The 15,750-nt window shown below is 44.1% G+C and carries 16 protein-coding genes; 14 read left to right on the forward strand and 2 right to left on the reverse strand.

Translation table 11 applies throughout. The features are described 5' to 3' along the window. Position 1 precedes the first annotated feature (1 nt). The 3 genes from ABHV44_RS11175 (at position 2) to ABHV44_RS11185 (ending at position 1,667) form a co-directional block, all read left to right on the forward strand. Entirely contained in the window at positions 2 to 346 is a 345-nt protein-coding gene (locus ABHV44_RS11175; RefSeq protein ID WP_459074776.1) for a hypothetical protein, read from the forward strand. A 111-nt stretch (positions 347 to 457) separates the two neighbouring features. Beyond that, the gene (locus tag ABHV44_RS11180; protein ID WP_459074777.1) at positions 458 to 1,072 is read left to right on the forward strand and encodes a hypothetical protein; all 615 of its coding nucleotides are present in this window, start codon (positions 458 to 460) and stop codon (positions 1,070 to 1,072) included. Between the two features lie 169 nt (positions 1,073 to 1,241). Beyond that, positions 1,242 to 1,667: a hypothetical protein gene (locus ABHV44_RS11185; protein ID WP_459074778.1), complete on the forward strand. Its 426-nt coding sequence runs from the start codon at positions 1,242 to 1,244 to the stop codon at positions 1,665 to 1,667. Between the two features lie 75 nt (positions 1,668 to 1,742). On the opposite strand, the gene ABHV44_RS11190 is transcribed toward ABHV44_RS11185, so the two are convergent. Together ABHV44_RS11190 and ABHV44_RS11195 are read right to left on the reverse strand one after the other, a co-directional pair. Then, complete coding sequence (locus ABHV44_RS11190) at positions 1,743 to 3,341, reverse strand: GMC family oxidoreductase (RefSeq protein ID WP_459074779.1); 1,599 nt, start codon at positions 3,339 to 3,341, stop codon at positions 1,743 to 1,745. A 25-nt stretch (positions 3,342 to 3,366) separates the two neighbouring features. Further along, positions 3,367 to 4,797 carry an aldehyde dehydrogenase family protein gene (locus ABHV44_RS11195; RefSeq protein ID WP_459074780.1) on the reverse strand — a complete coding sequence of 477 codons (1,431 nt, stop codon included), beginning with the start codon at positions 4,795 to 4,797 and terminating at the stop codon, positions 3,367 to 3,369. A 122-nt stretch (positions 4,798 to 4,919) separates the two neighbouring features. On the opposite strand from ABHV44_RS11195, the gene ABHV44_RS11200 reads away from it, so the two are divergent. The 11 genes from ABHV44_RS11200 (at position 4,920) to ABHV44_RS11250 (ending at position 15,723) form a co-directional block, all read left to right on the forward strand. Further along, positions 4,920 to 5,597, forward strand: a complete 678-nt coding sequence (locus tag ABHV44_RS11200) for an outer membrane beta-barrel protein (protein ID WP_459074781.1) — start codon at positions 4,920 to 4,922, stop codon at positions 5,595 to 5,597. 116 nt (positions 5,598 to 5,713) lie between these two features. Continuing rightward, on the forward strand, positions 5,714 to 6,121 hold the full coding sequence (locus ABHV44_RS11205; RefSeq protein ID WP_459074782.1) for a VOC family protein: 408 nt from the start codon (positions 5,714 to 5,716) through the stop codon (positions 6,119 to 6,121). A gap of 170 nt (positions 6,122 to 6,291) precedes the next feature. Continuing rightward, positions 6,292 to 7,500: a kelch repeat-containing protein gene (locus tag ABHV44_RS11210; RefSeq protein ID WP_459074783.1), complete on the forward strand. Its 1,209-nt coding sequence runs from the start codon at positions 6,292 to 6,294 to the stop codon at positions 7,498 to 7,500. 482 nt (positions 7,501 to 7,982) lie between these two features. Further along, the gene (locus ABHV44_RS11215; protein ID WP_459074784.1) at positions 7,983 to 9,449 is read left to right on the forward strand and encodes a T9SS type A sorting domain-containing protein; all 1,467 of its coding nucleotides are present in this window, start codon (positions 7,983 to 7,985) and stop codon (positions 9,447 to 9,449) included. A 71-nt stretch (positions 9,450 to 9,520) separates the two neighbouring features. Continuing rightward, on the forward strand, positions 9,521 to 11,302 hold the full coding sequence (locus ABHV44_RS11220) for a helix-turn-helix domain-containing protein (RefSeq protein WP_459074785.1): 1,782 nt from the start codon (positions 9,521 to 9,523) through the stop codon (positions 11,300 to 11,302). A 25-nt stretch (positions 11,303 to 11,327) separates the two neighbouring features. Beyond that, complete coding sequence (locus ABHV44_RS11225) at positions 11,328 to 11,495, forward strand: hypothetical protein (RefSeq protein ID WP_459074786.1); 168 nt, start codon at positions 11,328 to 11,330, stop codon at positions 11,493 to 11,495. 588 nt (positions 11,496 to 12,083) lie between these two features. Next, a complete protein-coding gene (locus ABHV44_RS11230; protein WP_459074787.1) occupies positions 12,084 to 13,076 on the forward strand; it encodes an NAD(P)-dependent alcohol dehydrogenase in 993 nt (330 codons plus the stop codon). A 15-nt stretch (positions 13,077 to 13,091) separates the two neighbouring features. Further along, a complete protein-coding gene (locus tag ABHV44_RS11235) occupies positions 13,092 to 13,811 on the forward strand; it encodes a DUF4386 domain-containing protein (protein WP_459074788.1) in 720 nt (239 codons plus the stop codon). Further along, the gene (locus tag ABHV44_RS11240; RefSeq protein WP_459074789.1) at positions 13,808 to 14,503 is read left to right on the forward strand and encodes a DUF4386 domain-containing protein; all 696 of its coding nucleotides are present in this window, start codon (positions 13,808 to 13,810) and stop codon (positions 14,501 to 14,503) included. Before ABHV44_RS11235 ends, ABHV44_RS11240 begins: the two co-directional genes overlap by 4 nt. Positions 14,504 to 14,532: 29 nt before the next feature. Beyond that, entirely contained in the window at positions 14,533 to 14,946 is a 414-nt protein-coding gene (locus ABHV44_RS11245; RefSeq protein ID WP_459074790.1) for a VOC family protein, read from the forward strand. Positions 14,947 to 15,066: 120 nt separating this feature from the next. Then, positions 15,067 to 15,723 (forward strand): outer membrane beta-barrel protein, encoded by a 657-nt coding sequence (locus ABHV44_RS11250; RefSeq protein WP_459074791.1) that lies wholly within the window; start codon positions 15,067 to 15,069, stop codon positions 15,721 to 15,723. The last annotated feature ends 27 nt before the right edge of the window (positions 15,724 to 15,750 follow it).

Below are 15,750 nucleotides of genomic sequence, written 5' to 3' on the forward strand. Positions count from 1 at the left end.
AATGAACCAAAAGCCGAACATCCTGGTAGTTTGCGGACGCAACAAAAGAAGAAGCCGTACCGCTGAATTCATTTTCAAAAATGATAGCCGATTCAACATCCGTTCAGTGGGTCTGAGCCCAAGGAGTGAAAGACAAATTAAAGAAAATGACATCAATTGGTCGGACGAAATATTCGTGATGGAAGATGACCAAAAAGCCAGAATTTCAGAGTCATTTCGACAATTGGATCTTCCTCAAATTCACGTGCTTCACATCGATGACGAATACGATTATCTCGATGAGGACTTAATTGAGATGTTGGAAGGGAGAATCAATTCCATACTCAAAGTTGAATTGGGAATTTAAGAATTGACCAATCTAGCAAAGGTATCTTTTAAAAATCTCAATTAGCTTTACAAAAGAGTTTCTACAATAGTTGACTAGACTCAAGCTCATAATGCAACAAATTGCATCCTCATGAAAAACTTCAAATCGATTCAGGCCCATTTCCAATTGACATTTTTGCTTGTTGTTCTTTTGGGTTTGGCACTTTCGGGATGTAAGAACTCCAAACAAGTGAGTGAGATCACACTGGATGGTGAAAGAGATATTTATTTCTCTCAGTACAAGATTCACTTCTTTGGAGATTACGAGTTGACCGATGATGTAGGTCGTCTCTATCCTCCTTATGATCGGTCCGCTTTAGGAAAAATCACAAAAGGCACGAAGGTTTTGGGTATGGCCTCCACATTTATAGAGCCTTATTTTTCGACTTTCATCTTACGCAGCCGAAGTGAGAACTGGCAAACAGAAGAAGAAATCCGCGAGGCACTGACAGAGAGAGGTGCAAACAACATTGAGATTGGTCGGATGAAAAATTTAGATGAACTAAATAATTCCACCTTCACCGCAGCTTATGAGCTCAAGAGTACGAAATTCGATATCATTCTTCATGTTCGCGAATTGATCATTACTGCCGATCCCAGTATTCGCATACTGATCTGGACCTACAATAATCAACTCAACCTGGACAGTGAATCTCAGCAAATTTTCAGCACCCTTGAGAGGGTTTATGAAGTGCAGGCAAAATAACTGAATAAGAATGCACTACCAGCTGAGGGAGTTCTGATGGTGACACTCGCCTTACTTGTGCCAAATGAACTCAACGAGCAGGAGATCAAAGAAAGGTGTAACTAAAGATTAACGTAAAGTATTCAGTCTTTTAATGAGTGCTAAGTATTTTCATATCAAAATTCTTACAATGCACCGAATTTATCTCCTGGTACTTTTCTTTATCTCGTTCACAGTGATCACAGGTTGTGAAAAAGTAGATGATGAAAAAATGGAAACAGAAAAAACTGACAACCTCAATGAAACAGGCTTAATCGGCCAGTGGAAGCTAGAAGCACGCTCCTTGAATAACATTTCAGACTTGTCGGTAGAATGTTGTGATTACATCGAATTCAAGACAGATGACGATTCATCAGATCTAAAAGGAGCATTCATTGCGACTGGTGTTGGCTACGAAACCAAAGGAGACTTTGAATTGAAACCATCGGACAACATCATTCAGTTCAACTATGAAGACTCTGAAAAAGTTTACGAATATCAAATGATAAATGATTTAATCATCTTTACCTATGTGGAAGAAGGTAATGAGGTAGTTGAAGACTGGCGTAAGTTATAATCATACTTGCAGATTAGCTGCTTGAAAGTCAATTTCAAAGACAAAAAAGAATAGCTTTTCCCTAGTGCTAATTTACTACCTCACATCTGACAAAATCAAATCCGCTGCTTTCTCTGCAATCATGATGGTTGGGGCATGCGTGTTGCCGCTTACAATCCTGGGCATAACTGAAGCATCTACCACTCTAAGGTTGGCGATGCCGTGCACTCTCAGCTTGTCGCTCACAACGGAGTTGGCATCATTTCCCATCCTGCAGGTGGAAGTCGGATGGTAAAGGGTTTCTCCGTTTTCGCGGATAAATTGCTCAATCTCGTCATTGCTTCTCAACTCCTTTTTCGGAATGTGAAATCCCTGGAAATACGGCTCAAAAGCCTTGCTTTTTCCCAGAGCCTCAGCCAGTTTGTATCCCCAGATCGACCGCTTCACATCTCCTTCGGTACTCATGTAGTTGTGGTCGATAAGTGGCGCCTCGCGAAAATTTGCTGAAGCCAGTTTCACCGTGCCCATACTTTCCGGATTCAAAAGCTTCCCTCCAATCGAATAGCCGTTACCTTTCTTTGGTGGGTTCATACCGTGTTCCATAAAGTAGGCCGGTCCAAAGTGATACTGGATATCGGGTTGTGACAACTGGCTGGAAGATTTCACGAAAGCTCCGGCCTCTCCGATGTTACTCGCAAAAGGACCTTTTCTAAAAGCGATGTAATTCGCCAGATTTTTCACCAGGTGAGGAAACCGCTCTGCTGAATCGAGCGTTTGCTTATAGTTGGTGTCGAACACAGCGAAAAAAACCATATGATCCTGCAGGTTTTTCCCGACAGCCGGAGCATGTCTAACGACCTCGATGCCGTGGCTCGCCAATTCCGACTGGTCTCCAATACCGGAGAGCATCAGCACCTTGGGACTGTTGTAGGCCCCGCCACACAGAAGAACTTCATTTGCTGCCAGAGCTCTGTGCTCCCGACCGTTTTTGTGGTAGACTACTCCTTTGGCAGTCTTGTCTTCGATGATGATTTTCTCAACTTCGGCATGCGTCTCGATGATCAGATTGGACCGCGAAGCAACCGGATGCAAAAAAGCCCTGGCTGCACTGCACCGTTCTCCCTTAATTTGATTCACCTGATAAAGTCCAAACCCCTCCTGCTTTTCGCCATTGAAATCTTCATTTAGTTGATAGCCCAACTCCTGCCCTGCTTCCACAAATTTCTCCGAGAGGTGGTTGGTGTAGTTTCGACTGGTGATGTTGAGCGGGCCTCCTGTTCCATGGTAGTCGCTCTCGATCACTTCCTGGTTTTCAGATTTTTTGAAATAAGGCAACACATCCTCGTAGGACCAGCCGCGATTTCCCAACTCGGACCAGTGGTCGTAATCATTTCGGTGCCCTCGGATGTAGATCATGGCGTTGTTGCTGCTGCATCCACCCAGCATTTTTCCCCTCGGCAAATAAACCGACCGGTTATTCATGCTTTTCATCTTCACAGAGTAATATCGATAGTCAAGATCGGTCAAAAAAGTCTTTGGAAATGCAGCCGGGATTTTCACGTCACTGCTTCTGTCGCTGCCTCCAGCTTCTAAAATCAGAACCTTGTGTTTACCACTAGCTGTCAGCCTGCTGGCCAGGACACAGCCCGCAGCACCTGCTCCAATAATGATGTAGTCAAATGATCTGTTTTCCATAGATTTTGTGAATGAAGCTCATCGTCTAAAACCACTTAATGGTGAAGTCGATCAGCTTTTGAGAAAACTTTGTGTAAGGCGGAGACAAAAACTCGAGTGCATTAGGGAATCGCTGCCGCAAAATGCCTCTGGCGTTGGAGAACGCTCTAAAACCCTCTTCACCGTGTCCCTTGCCGATTCCGCTGTTGTTGGATCCTCCAAACGGCAAATTAGGATTGTAAAAATGAACGGAACTGTGGTTTATACATCCACCTCCTGCCCTCGTGTTATTGAGGATGTAGTCGATATTTCTATTGCTTTTACTGTAGATGTAAAGCGCCAGAGGTTTCTCTCTGCTGTTGATTTCAGCAATTGCTTCGTCTAGCTCTCTGAAGGTGAGTACCGGCATCAGCGGACCGAAAATTTCGTTGGTCATCAACTCTGATTGGTTTGGCACATCGCTCACCAATGTCGGGGAAATGTAGTTCTGACTGTCGTCAAACTCTCCCCCGAGTTCGATTTTCGCACCTTTGCTGATAGCATCATCGAGGTAGCTTTTCACTCTTTCGAAATGACTCTTATTCACCATCCTGGCGTAAGACGCTGACTCGGATGGATGCTCGGAATAGAACTCTGCAACGTAGTTCTTCACTTGATTGATAAATTTCGACTTCAAACTCTCGTGCACCAACACATAGTCTGGAGCGATGCAGATTTGACCGTTATTCAAAAACTTGCTCCACGCCACTCTGCGGGCGGCCATTTTGAGGTTTGCCGACCGGTCGATGATTGTGGGCGACTTCCCTCCCAGTTCGAGCGTGACGGAAGTCAGGTTCTGAGCCGCTGCCTCCATCACAACTTTGCCAATAGCCGGAGAACCGGTGAAAAAGATGTGATTAAACTTCAGTGAAAGCAATTCTGTCGCAGTGTCTTTCCCTCCTTCGATCACGGCAACTTCGTTTTCGTGAAACGTGTCTTCCACCATTTTTTTCATCAGTGCAGATGAATGCGGAGTCATTTCCGAAGGCTTGATAATCACTGGATTTCCCGCAGCAATTGCAGAAACCAACGGGCCAAAGGTTAAGTTGAAAGGAAAATTCCACGGAGATATAATCAGCGAAACTCCTTTGGGCTCGTAGCGAACGTAGGAGCTGGAACCGAAAAGTGCGATTGGAGTCGACACTCTGTGTTTTCCCATCCAGTTGTGCAAGTTGCTACGTGCGTGCTTGATCTCACTGGTAATTGGGTAGACTTCAGTCAAGTCAACCTCTGTCGGATGCTTCCGGTAATCCCGAAACATAGCCTCTTTGATTTGAGGCCTGAACTTTTGGATGGCCCGAAGTAATTTTTTGAGTTTGGCCCTTCGCTCTTTGGCCGTTGTTTTCCCGATCTTCAGTTGATTGGCTTTCTGACTTTCAAAAACTCTTTGAATCTCAGAAGCGCTAGTGTCCGCTGGCTTTTCTGTGGTTGTGTCCATCGCAATACTTTTGACGACATTAACTTAATTCTTTTTGGGGAAAGTCGACAAGAACTCCAGCGTCTAGCAATTTCCAAAGTTGTTTATCGTTGAAAGAATTAACCAACTAAGACCAGAGCTTCATGAAAAAACTGTCATTACTACTTTTCATTGGAATCATGTCTTCTTTCACTTACGGACAAAGCTTCGAGACCAATATCACAGTCTCGCCTCTCGCAACTTTAAATTTCAACGAGAAAACCACAAACGAGCAAAAATTGGGATTCGCGGCCTCCGCCCAGGAGTTCTATAATTTTTCTGAGAATTTCGCTTTAGGTGTAGAGATCACTTACTCGTACGAAAAGTATGGATGGACACTTCCCTTCAATACCTTTACAGTTGGCCTTAACTCGGTTTATTACAGGAGTTCGTTGACTCTTCACTCGTTGAATGTCCCATTGGCCTTGAGATTTAGGACCAACTCCAACTGGTCAATTAATCTGCGCTATGGCTTTACACATTACCTGAGTCAAGATTATTCGGTCCATTGTGAGCTGGCAAATCAAAACGGCAATGTTCGAAACAGAACTGAAGTAGATAATAAATCAGTTGAATTAGAAAACGATGTGAGCACCTATGCAGCAGTCGGTTTTGGAAAAGAATTTAGACTAAATGACCTTAGAATTCTAACCGAGGTCTTTTACAACTACTCATTTTCTAACTTCAATATTCAACACGAAGGTGCTCACGAAGAAGAAAGGTTATATGGGTATAATATTACTCCACAACACATAGGTTTGAGATTGGGAATTGGTTTCTGAATCACCTATTCATTTAAGCGAGTATGAATTCCTTCAGTCTCCTTAATCATTTGTATCGAGCATTCTAAACGGTCCTGAATTCTCAGTTTCCATAATTTAGCTTGCAAACACATCCTATGACCGACTTTTCAATCGACTTCCTGGACCACGTTGCCATTCGGGTTGCCGACCTGAACGTCTCTGTAGAATGGTATCATAGAGTGCTGGGCTTGAAAAAGTATCAATTACCAGAGTGGGGCGAGTTCCCAATTTTTATGCTCGCTGGAAAAACGGGCGTGGCTTTGTTTCCGGCCAATCTAAGTGACTCAAAAATGGAAGCCGCATCGAAAAACGTTAAGATCGACCACTTTGCATTTCGGGTGTCGAATGAAAACTTTGTAAAAGCCCGGAAACGATATGAAGAATTGAATTTGAAATTCGAAGTCCAGGACCACCACTACTTCGATTCCATTTATACAAAAGATCCAGACGACCACACAGTTGAACTCACCACACTAAAAGTTGATGAGGAGGAGTTTTATTAGTGAAATAAAAAGGGGAATGACAGTCCAACTAGTCAGTTATGAAACCATACCTCTAACTTCCTTAGGAATTCAATAAGACAGATTTATATCGCAAAGTAAACCTTCGTAAATCCGCCATTAATCCTCATCTTTCAGCATCCTGTAAAACTTTCAAATTCAAACCAGAACAGATGAAGTTAAGATATACTCTTTTAATAGCGGTGATGATCTTCACCTTTAAAGCAGAAGCCCAAAACTGGGAACAGAAAGCCGATCATCCCGGAGATGCCAGACACCACCCCATAACATTTGCGATTGATAGCATGGGATACCTGTTGACTGGATCAACAAATTTTCAGGGAGTTACAGACGACTTTTATCAATATGACCCTGAGTCTGATTCATGGACAACACTGCCGGATTTCCCGGGACCAGCAAGGAGTTTTGCCTACGGTGCTGCTTCAGAAAGCAAAGGATATATCGGGTTTGGACAAACTTTCAATGCTTATCTGAATGACCTGTGGGAATACGACCCTGAGACTGGAGAATGGACTGAATTGGCGTCCTGCCCTTGTTCTGGGAGATTGCATCCTGCCTTTGTCATTCAGGATCAAAGAATTTTTGTGGGACTGGGCAACGCTCCCAACAACTTCAAAGATTGGTGGGAATACAACATTGAAACTGACTCGTGGAGACAATTGGCCGATCTTCCAGGAGCCACGAGGCATCATCCGTTCTATTTTGCTGCAGGAGGATATGTCTACGCTGGGTTAGGACATGGCGCAGGTGTTTATGATGATTGGTATCGTTGGGACTTAGATACAGAAACCTGGGAACAAATGGACGACCTGCCGGCCGAAGGCCGAGTTGCAGGAACACAGCTCAACGTCAACGACCGTGGATTTATATTAAGTGGAGATGGTGATGATCACAACACCATGCCAACAGGCGAGTTTTGGGAATATGATTATCTCACTGACACCTGGACAGAGCTTCCTCCCCATCCCGGTGTGAGTAGATGGGCACCCGGATCATTTGCCATAGGAAATACGATCTATTTCACCTCGGGCGAAGTGCGCGTAGGAAATCCAAATGCAGGATTAAAAAACGACCTGTGGAGTTTTGACCTGGATACATTTATTTCAGTTGAAAACGCAGAAGAACTGAGTACTCAAATTTCGGTTTATCCCAATCCTGTAGAAAATGTATTCACTATTGATGGAGTGAATGCGTCAACCACAATCTCTGTAGAGGTTTTTGATAGTTCAGGAAAAGTTGTGAAAAGTGGAAAGCAAAATGGAGGTCAATGCGATGTTTCTGAATTGAGTCCAGGGCTTTACTTCATTACTGTTTTTCAAAATGACGGAGTTGTGGGCAGAGCGAAGTTTATGAAGAAGTAAGAGTGACTAAGCATTTTATATTGACAATTTTCTGTCTTTCGATAAAACTGTCTCTCGTCAATAGTTTCAGAAAGTACATTAATGCGAAATAGTCAGGTGTTTCCGCGCAGTTGGAATTCTGATTAATGTCTGAAACAGTTGACTAAACTCCTTTTCCCTAAATTAGCTCTCTCAAACCTTACCCAATGAAGAGCAACACCATCGCTGTGCTTCCTTTTGTGAACATGAGTGCAGATGAGGAAAGTGAGATGAGTGTTCCTAACAGACCATAAAGCCCCTCTATCCATTATAATGTAGTACTTTGCCGGATGAAGTACTTGCGTTGTCGGACGAAAAGCCTTCAAAACAATTGCAGACAATGCCTGTCTGGGGTCCATATCGGCCAATAAGAAAAGTCAGAACTACTGACGATCGATAACGAAACATTAACCCATTCCGAAACTATTCGGGAAGAACAATCCGACCTAAACACCTTGTAACCAATGAAATACCTTTTACCTATTCTTCTATGCTTTTTGCCTTTTTTCAGCATTTCACAAACACAAATTGGAAACGATATAGACGGAGAGAACTCACTTGATGAGAGTGGTTTCAGTGTGGCTTTGTCTGATGACGGATTGACCGTAGTTATTGGGTCGACAAGAAATGATGACACAGGATTCGATGCAGGTCACGTCAGGGTGTTTCAATACTCCTCAAATTCCTGGACACAAGTTGGTGAAAGTATTGGTGGTGAAGCTTCTGAAGATTACAGTGGTAATAGTGTTGACCTTTCATCAGACGGTTCAGTCTTAGCTATTGGAGCCGCCAATAATGATGGAGGCGGCACTAATGCTGGACATGTGAGAGTGTACGAAAACATTGACGGAAACTGGACACAGATAGGTGAAGACATCGATGGAGAAAGCTCCGGTGACAGATGTGGTTTCAGAGTATCACTATCCGATGATGGCAATATTTTGGCAGTTTCAGCTATTGATAACGATGATGGTGGAAGCGATGCGGGTCAGGTGAGAGTGTTTGAAAATAATTCTGGTACATGGGAACAATTAGGTGCAGACATTGATGGCGAGAGTTCAGGCGATGAAAGCGGCTATGGCCTTTCTCTATCTTCAGATGGATCAATGGTTGCTATAGGCGCTCGCCTAAACGATGACAATGGCACGAACTCCGGCAAAGTGAAAGTTTATGAGTTCAGCATGAATTCCTGGACTCAGGTAGGTCAGGATATCCTAGGGTTTATTGACCAACTAGGCTCTTCAGTTTCTCTATCTTCAGACGGTTCTATTGTGGCAGTTGGTGCTCCGGCAAATGATGACAATGGTAACGCCTCAGGATTGGTTAGGGTGTATGAAAACAATGAAGATACCTGGACGCAAATCGGTGATGATATAAACGGCATGAACGAATTGGATCAAAGCGGCAGAAGTGTCTCTTTGTCATCTGATGGTTCTATCCTGGCTATTGGAGCACCATCAAATAACTCTGATAATAATAACGAAGGTTACGTAACTGTATACCTATACAACTCTGGTAGCTGGATGCAAATTGGTGAAGTAATCTATGGCGAAGAAATGCTTGATTACAGTGGTGGCAATGTCTCCCTTTCTTCAGACGGTAGTGTTTTAGCCATCGGTGCTCGCGCAAACAATGGGAATGGTGCTGATTCCGGTCATACAAGAATTTATGATCTATCCGCTATTTTGTCGGCCGATGAATTTGTACAAGTCAACTTTAAAGTTTATCCAAATCCGACTACCAATTTCGTCAACGTTCAGTTAAGCGCAGGACTGCAATTGGAAAAAGTTAATGTTTATTCAATCTCAGGGCGATTAATTAAAACAGATCGGAAAACATCAATTTCTACAGAAGATTTGTCAAAAGGAAGTTATTTTATCGAAGTAATTACGAACCAGGGCAAGGCAACAAAAACAATTGTTGTGGAGTAACAAATTCCGGGATTTGTAATCCGAATTTCCTATCTACATTTCCCTAAATTAGCTCTCTCAAACCTTACCCAATGAAGAGCAACACCATCGCTGTGCTTCCTTTTGTGAACATGAGTGCAGATGAGGAAAACGAATATTTCAGCGATGGAATCACTGAAGAAATCATTAACGCTCTGGCGCGGATAGAAAACCTGAAAGTGATCTCGCGGACTTCTTCATTTTACTTTAAGGGAAAGGACATTCCTCTCAAAGAAATTGCCCGCCAACTGGATGTTTCTACTGTTTTGGAAGGCAGCGTGCGCAAAGGCGGTAATCAGGTTCGCATCACCGCCCAGCTCATTGAGGCCCAAGAGGATTTTCATTACTGGTCGGAAACGTGGGACCGCAAACTCGAAAATATTTTTGAAATCCAGGACGAGATCAGCCTCGAAATTGCCGACAAACTGCGTGAGCACATGGGCCACTTCGAAATCGGTGAGCACCTGGTAAAGCCGCAAACCGATAACCTCGATGCTTACCAGTATTCCCTCAAAGCCCGCTACCACTTCAACAAATGGAATCCGGACGATGTGAAAACCGCCATAGACCTGTGGGAAAAGGCCGTTGAGCTGGACCCCAATCACGCGGAGTCTCATGTAGGACTGGCAGACGCTTACGGTTTCCTTGCAACTACAGAGTTTTTGCCGAGAGAAAAAGCCTGGAAAAAAGCAGCTGAACTCACTCACAAAGCCATCGAGCTGGATCCAAAAAATGCCGGAGCTCACTACCAACTGGCCAACCTTTCGTTTTTTACTCAGTGCGATTTTGACGACTCAGCTAAACACGCTTTTAGGGCGATCGAGCTTCAACCTAACCATCCTGAGGCTCAACAGTTCGTGGCGTTTTTGTACATCCTCTGCGGAGAAATGGACAAAGCCCGAAAACACCTAGAGCTTGCGCTCGACATTGATCCACTGAGCAAAGAAACACTCTTTTACAAAGCATACTTTTTATACCGTACGCTGGATTTCGAAAAGGCTCTTTCGATTCTGAACGACATCCTCGATAAAAACGACAAGAACATTCCGGCAATAGTCGTCAAGTCGTACTGCCTGCTACAATTGCAGCGATTTGATGAAGTTATCGAGTTGTTGAACAGCATCCCGGAAGAAATGGTAATTCCAAACGAAGATCTTGGAAGCCGTTGTCTGACTTACATCCTGAGTGGCGAAAGCAGAACTGCATCTGAGTTTTTGGTAAAACTCGAAAAGGCAGCAGAAGATCCGATGGCATTTCAGGCTCACTCTTACTTGTTTTGGGCTTATGCCAACCTGGGAGAAAATGACAAAGCTTTTGCCTGGGTGGAGAAAGCGATGAAGATCAAATCATCAATTTTCCTGCTTGCTTTCAGCGATCCGCTTGTGAATGACCTGAAGGAAGATACACGCTACATGGAGTTTCATAAAAAGCTCTACCCTCCGATCTCTCCCAAGCAGCGAGTTGCTGAAGAGAAATCTTCTTTGTTGGACGATGAAACGGCAGCGGCTTACGCTAAAAACCTGGAGCAGTTGATGACAGACGAGGAGCCCTACCTTAACCCCGGTCTGACACTGAGGTCGCTGGCAGCTCAGGCGGAAATTCATCCAAATCAGTTGTCGTGGTTGCTCAATGAGCGCTTTGGGAAAAACTTCAACTCTTTCGTGAATGACTACCGAATCGAGCGCTTCAAGCAACTCGCTAAAGACGACTCCAACAGTCACATCTCCCTGATCGGCCTGGCTTACGAAAGCGGCTTTAACTCCAAAACGGTTTTCAATACCTATTTCAAAAAAACAGAGGGAATTACTCCGCGAGAGTATTTGAAGAGAAGCTAGAGGCTCAATTTTGAATGGTTCAATTATGAATTCTTTCAGCTACGGAAACGTGCAGCCACAGATGTTTCTCACAGAGATCACAGAGCACACAGAGAGCTTACAGCTATGGGAACTTCCAGCTACGGATTTTTCTCGCAAAGACGCGAAGGCGCTAAGGCAAACAGCTACGGGATCTTTCAGCTACGTTCTTTAACATTAAGTCATTAAGATTTTCATTAAGAGCTTAATGCTCTCAATCTCTTCATGTCCTTAATGTTTCAAAGTCCACTGTTGTAAAGAAAAGCGTAGCTGCACGCTGTCCTCCTTTGGAGGAGGTGCCCGCAGGGCCGGGGAGGACTCAGAGATTACTTTCGAATTTATTTTTGATTGAACGATGGCCACTGTTTTCCCTCCCTCCTTCGAAGTACTCCCTCACGCTGTCGCCATAGCTTTAGCGCAGGCGCCCAGAGGGAGACTGCAAACAGCTACGGGATCTTTCAGCTACGTTCTTTAACATTAAGTCATTAAGGTTTTCATGAAGAGCTTAATGCCCTCAATCTCTTCATGTCCCTAATGTTTCAAAGTCCACTGTTGTAAAGAAAAGCGTAGCTGTACGCTTAGCGGTCTTTGCGCCTTTGCGCGACCCAACACTAGCTGCACGCATTCGTCACTCGTAATTCGCAATTCAACTCGTTCTCTTTTATAATTCCGAACTCCTTCCACAAAAACCCGAACTCCAGAGCGAATAAGCTGGCGTTCATTTGCAGTGTCAATCATTCATAAACCACTAAAAACAAACAAGATGACAGCAATAAAAATGAACGCAGTGGTAGCTCTGAGTTACGGAACTTCGGAGGTGCTCCAATTCGCGCAGGTCAAAAGACCAACAGCAAAAACAAATGAAGTTTTAGTAAAGGTACACGCGGCTTCAGCAACACGAGCTGACCAACAAATGCTAACCGGCAAACCTTACATTGCAAGACTTTTTGTGGGACTCACAAAACCAAAGCACAACATTCCAGGAACTGGGTTTTCGGGTGAAGTTGTTTCTGTTGGCAGCGAAGTCACAGACTTCAAAATCGGAGATGAAGTTTTTGGAGAAACCACTCTTGGATTTAGCACCAATGCCGAATTCGTAGCCGTGCCCGAATCTAGAGTTATCCTCAAGAAACCCGAAAACCTCAGTCACGCTGAGGCCAGCACACTGGGTGATGGAGCAATCACTTCTCTAAACTTTCTAAGAGAGATCGCTCAGGTAAAGGCCGGTCAGAAAGTGCTGATCAACGGAGCTTCAGGAAGTCTCGGTACGGCCGCAGTGCAACTAGCCAATTATTTCGGAGCTGAAGTCACTGCCGTTTCCAGCACTAAAAACATCGGACTGGTTCGATCGCTGGGAGCACATCACGTGGTGGATTACACGAAGTCAGACTTCACTCAATCACATGAAAAATACGATGTGATCTTCGACACCATTGGCAAAAGCTCCTTTGGAAAAACCAAAAAAGTGCTCACTCAAGATGGGCAATACATCTCTCCTGTGATGAAATTCCCGCTCCTTATGCAAATGATGTGGACTTCTATGTTCGGCAGCAAAAAAGCAAAATTTGCCGCCACCGGACTGAAAAAAGACCACGAGCTAAAAGCCATGGCCAGCGACCTTTTGGAAATCATCAAAGAAGGAAAGCTGAAAACAGTTATTGATCGCCAGTATCCACTTGAGAAAGCAGCCGATGCGCATCAGTACATCTCTGCCGGTCACAAGAAAGGCAATGTGGTAATTATAGTTCATAACTAAAAAACGAAGACAACGATGAAAAACATGAATACAACAGCCCGACTTACAGGTCTTGGATACCTGATCATTTTCCTCACCGGTTTTTTCGCCAACTTCTACACCCTCGAAAGTTTGGTGGTTAGCCGTGATGCAACTACTACAGCACTGAACATAGCCTCCAATCAGTCGCTATACGAAATGGGAGTAGCCGCTTTTACGCTAATGGTTTTGGTGGATATCATTCTCGCTTTTCCGCTTTACCAGCTACTAAAAAGCGTCAATGAAAAACTAGCAAGGCTTTCGTCAGCTTTGCGATTGATCAACGGAGCTGTGTTTGCAGTGGCCCTAATCAGCCTTTATCGAATTGCACTACTAGCAAAAGGAGGAGCTGAAACTCTCGAAACGACCGTGATGCCTCTAATCCAAAACTTCGATGCGATCTGGAATCTGGGTCTGCTCTTCTTTGGGGTTCACCTCCTGCTCCTCGGATGGCTGATTTTTAAAGCAATCAACTTCCCAAAAATCATCGGTCTCTTTCTGCTCGTTGCAGGAGCCGGTTACCTCATCGACAGTGGAGCGCGACTTTACTTGCCGAGCTATGACCAGTTCAAGGACATATTCGAAATGATAGTTGTCATCCCCGGAGTTGTTGGAGAATTCTCGCTCACACTCTGGCTCTTGATAAAAGGCACTGACAGAAAGAAGGTAAAAGCTTCAAAAACACGATCTTTCAACCTCCAAAACCAAAAAGCATGAAACTGACTTCTCAACGTAAATCAGCTCTCACAGCCGGGCTTTCACTTATAGTGATGGCCCTGGCTGCGGGCTTTTCCTTCGGATTTGTCTACAACGAACTGGTAGATCCCGAAGATGCAAAAGCGACCTTCGACAACCTATCTCTGAACACTGGTTTGTTTGCTGCAAGTGTTGGCAGCTGGATTTTGATATTCATTCTCGATTTGATCGTGAGTATTGCTTTGTTGCGCTTTTTCAAACCCGTGCACAGAGTTGGCTCCATAATAACGGCAGGCATCAGAATCATTTATTCTATCGTGCTGGCTGTAGCAATTTTTCATTTGTGGAAAGCGCTTGAACTTTCTGTATCGGCAACGAGACCCTCAGAATTGGCAAACAATTCCGTCATGGGTTTTCTAAATCAATTCGAACTCATCTGGTCCAACGGACTAATAATTTTTGGAATCCATCTCATCGGCCTTGGACTCCTCGTCTGGCGAGCTGAGTTGATCCACAAAATCTGGGGAGTGCTTTTGCTACTGGCCGGAGTCAGCTACACTTTTGTCCACACGGGACGATTGTTTCCGGAGTTCACCTCAACAGTAGATTTGATTGAACCTTATCTGGTAATCCCGATGACCGTTGGCGAGCTGGGTTTTGCAATTTGGTTGATTGTGAGAGGCGGCAAACAAAAGTCGAATCAGAAGAGCTAACTTTATCAAACACCTTTAAGACCAAAACCATGACCAACAAAAATGGAAATCCGTTTGAAGACTCGGCATTGACGACCATTCTGGTTGTTTCCGACATGACTAAATCAAAAGCTTTCTATGTCGATGTTCTGGGAGCTAAAGTTTTCCGTGAGTACGGTGGCGACTCTCTAGTACTGGAGTTTTTAGGAAACTGGCTTCTCCTGGTCACTCCAGGAGAGCCAACTGAAGACAAGCCAGATACTCACTTTCTTCCGCCTGAGGATCCAAACAAGGTCAGCCATGCCTACACCATTCGCGTGAAAGACTGCAGAAAATCTTACGAAATATTGAAGTCCCGAGGAGCTAAGTTTATCACACCTCCTTTTGAAAGAGGAGCCGAAACCAGATGCTTCTTTCGCGACCCTGACGGACATTTGTTTGAGATCAGCGAGTACAGAGGATAGGCTTTTCTCAAAGATAGCTGATCTCTCAGGTTGCACTCTATCGCAAAGGGAAAAGAGAAATCCACATATTGCAAGAAAATTCTTACATTTCTTATAATTTGACATTCAAAAACACCAGCTATGAGATTAGTACTTCTGATCGCAGCAATCCTCTTCTCCTTTTCACTTTGTGCGCAAAATCACCTTTTAGGTATCAAAGGTGGATTGAATTATATGTTTGTTGAAACCGATCACATCCTGGAACCTGATGAATACAAACCTGGAGCTGTCTGTGGCATCTCTTACGAATACCAGTTCAAAAAGCCATTTCAAGTTGGTATCGACTTGCTTTATTCTCAAAGGGGCGCTAAAATGGATCTTCGACTTAGCGATCAAACCGGAGCGATAATCGGAGAGACTTCACTGAGCTATAATTTTGATTATTTGGCAATGCCTGTTAAAGGAGGTATGCACTTTGGCGACAGACTAAAAGGCCTGGTTAATATTGGTGTTATTCCTGCGTTCATTTTGAAAGCCGAGAGGGTACTACCAGAAATTGATTCGGATGGTGATGAGTTTAATTCGCGATCGGAGTTTACTGACGAGGTAAATCAATTTGACCTTGCTGGCTTATTCGAACTGGGCGCTAACTACGGACTAACCGACCGACTTTATCTGTCGGCTAATCTTTCGTACCAATACAGCTTCACTTCTCTCAGCAATGATGAGTTCTTTCCAAACAGCGAATCCTACCACAATGGAATGAGACTTTTACTGGGAGTCACCTATTCTCTTTAAAACTTGACTAATAAGGACATTATAACT

The sequence above is a fragment of the Halocola ammonii genome (assembly GCF_049334165.1).
Classification (GTDB): domain Bacteria; phylum Bacteroidota; class Bacteroidia; order Flavobacteriales_D; family Sanyastnellaceae; genus JBEGHD01.

Coding starts and splice junctions, on each gene's coding strand:
- ABHV44_RS11205 (WP_459074782.1), top strand. CDS start 5,714: ATGACCGACTTTTCAATCGACTTCCTGGACCACGTTGCCATTCGGGTT.
- ABHV44_RS11200 (WP_459074781.1), top strand. CDS start 4,920: ATGAAAAAACTGTCATTACTACTTTTCATTGGAATCATGTCTTCTTTC.
- ABHV44_RS11175 (WP_459074776.1), top strand. CDS start 2: ATGAACCAAAAGCCGAACATCCTGGTAGTTTGCGGACGCAACAAAAGA.
- ABHV44_RS11210 (WP_459074783.1), top strand. CDS start 6,292: ATGAAGTTAAGATATACTCTTTTAATAGCGGTGATGATCTTCACCTTT.
- ABHV44_RS11250 (WP_459074791.1), top strand. CDS start 15,067: ATGAGATTAGTACTTCTGATCGCAGCAATCCTCTTCTCCTTTTCACTT.
- ABHV44_RS11195 (WP_459074780.1), bottom strand. CDS start 4,797: ATGGACACAACCACAGAAAAGCCAGCGGACACTAGCGCTTCTGAGATT.
- ABHV44_RS11245 (WP_459074790.1), top strand. CDS start 14,533: ATGACCAACAAAAATGGAAATCCGTTTGAAGACTCGGCATTGACGACC.
- ABHV44_RS11230 (WP_459074787.1), top strand. CDS start 12,084: ATGACAGCAATAAAAATGAACGCAGTGGTAGCTCTGAGTTACGGAACT.
- ABHV44_RS11185 (WP_459074778.1), top strand. CDS start 1,242: ATGCACCGAATTTATCTCCTGGTACTTTTCTTTATCTCGTTCACAGTG.
- ABHV44_RS11180 (WP_459074777.1), top strand. CDS start 458: ATGAAAAACTTCAAATCGATTCAGGCCCATTTCCAATTGACATTTTTG.
- ABHV44_RS11220 (WP_459074785.1), top strand. CDS start 9,521: ATGAAGAGCAACACCATCGCTGTGCTTCCTTTTGTGAACATGAGTGCA.
- ABHV44_RS11215 (WP_459074784.1), top strand. CDS start 7,983: ATGAAATACCTTTTACCTATTCTTCTATGCTTTTTGCCTTTTTTCAGC.
- ABHV44_RS11190 (WP_459074779.1), bottom strand. CDS start 3,341: ATGGAAAACAGATCATTTGACTACATCATTATTGGAGCAGGTGCTGCG.
- ABHV44_RS11240 (WP_459074789.1), top strand. CDS start 13,808: ATGAAACTGACTTCTCAACGTAAATCAGCTCTCACAGCCGGGCTTTCA.
- ABHV44_RS11225 (WP_459074786.1), top strand. CDS start 11,328: ATGAATTCTTTCAGCTACGGAAACGTGCAGCCACAGATGTTTCTCACA.
- ABHV44_RS11235 (WP_459074788.1), top strand. CDS start 13,092: ATGAAAAACATGAATACAACAGCCCGACTTACAGGTCTTGGATACCTG.